This is a genomic window from Sphingobium sp. MP9-4, assembly GCF_005281675.1.
Classification (GTDB): domain Bacteria; phylum Pseudomonadota; class Alphaproteobacteria; order Sphingomonadales; family Sphingomonadaceae; genus Sphingobium; species Sphingobium yanoikuyae.
In genome coordinates, this window is the sequence record NZ_LUFI01000006.1 from 1 (window position 1) to 1,373 (window position 1,373).

1 protein-coding gene and 1 pseudogene are annotated in these 1,373 nt (G+C 63.0%); one reads left to right on the plus strand and one right to left on the minus strand.

From position 1 onward, the window contains the following. Window positions 1-188: hypothetical protein (locus A0U87_RS26400; RefSeq protein WP_206366577.1), on the minus strand; the 188-nt coding region annotated here is incomplete at its 3' end. Here A0U87_RS26400 and A0U87_RS02725 point away from each other — a divergent pair. Next, window positions 102-1,037 (plus strand): annotated as a pseudogene (locus A0U87_RS02725) (IS110 family transposase); the annotation flags it as partial. The gene A0U87_RS26400 and the pseudogene A0U87_RS02725 sit on opposite strands and share 87 nt — an antisense overlap. Between the last annotated feature and the right edge of the window lie 336 nt (window positions 1,038-1,373).

The following is a 1,373-nucleotide window of genomic DNA, read 5'->3' on the forward strand; positions in this document are numbered from 1 at the left end:
CACGGCAACTCAACGAACGGCCAAGGAAAACGCTCGAATATCAAACGCCCGCAGAGCGTTTCCAAGCATGTGTTGCCGCCACCCGTTGAACCCACCGTGGATTGCGGACGAGAGGCAAACTGCTCGACTTCTTCGCCGGTTAGCCAGCCTGCATGGTAGCGCTCGAGGCGTGCGGTGGCGCCTATCACTGGGCGCGCCAGCGGCAGACAATGGGGCATAAGGTACGCTTAATCCCACCAGCCTACGTCAAGCCGTTCGTGAAGCGGAACAAGCACGACGCGATCGATGCTGAAGCGATCTGCGAGGCGGCGCAGCGCCCTGGCATGCGCTTCGTGGCGGTGAAGAGCGAGCCGCAGCAGGCCGCAGGGCTCGTGTTCCGCACGCGAGACCTGGCGGTGCGACAGCGCACCCAGTTGATCAACGCGATCCGCAGACATCTGGCGGAGTATAGCGGGGTCGCGCCGCGCGGCACCGCGCATATGACGATGCTGGTTAACCTTCTGGAAGATGATGAGATGGCCTCGCCCCTGCCGGAAGCGGCGCGGCCTATGTTCAAGCTCATGGTCGACATGTTGGCCGGGCTCGACAGACAGATATCTGTGCTCGACCGCGAGATCGCACGGCGTGGCAAGGAGGATGAAGCGGCACGCCTACTGATGACCATCCCGGGGACCGGCCCCATCGCTGCGACGGCCATCATCGCGCTAGCACCGCCGATCGAGACCTTCCGCAATGGCCGCGACTTCGCCGCTTGGCTTGGCCTCGCGCCGCATCAGCACTCGACCGGCGGCAAACAACGGCTCGGCAGCATATCGAAGATGGATGAGCGCACGATCAGACGGCTGCTGATCATCGGCGTCAGCTCGATAGTGCGACAGGCCTACCGGTTCGGCGCGCCGGCCGGCTCGTGGCTGGAGCGGATGCTTGCGCGCAAACCGCGCATGCTCGTCTCGGTCGCGCTCGCCAACAAGATGGCGCGCATGGTCTGGGCGTTGCTCGCAAAGAACGAAGGTTACAGAGCTCCGGCAGCGGTCGCGGCGTATGTCAAAGCAGCGGTCCGAGGCGTCGGGGACGTAGGCGGTCGAAGAAGGGTATGGCACAACAGTCGGCGAGACGGGGCGGAAGAACCAGAGAATAGCAGGGCACTAGCCAAGCGCGTAAACCTGAAATGGATCCGGTCCGTGAACTCCCATACTGGCTCGCAGCATATGGCGCTGCTCATCAAGGCCGGACAGATGACCGGATCCGACTACGTGCCAACATGCCCTAAGGCCTGTGGGGATTCATCGAGAGTTGATGACGGCTGCGGCGAGGTAGATGATGGCCTCGAAGCTGCTGTCGGTTTTGCAGGCGCGCATGGCGATGCGTTTGAA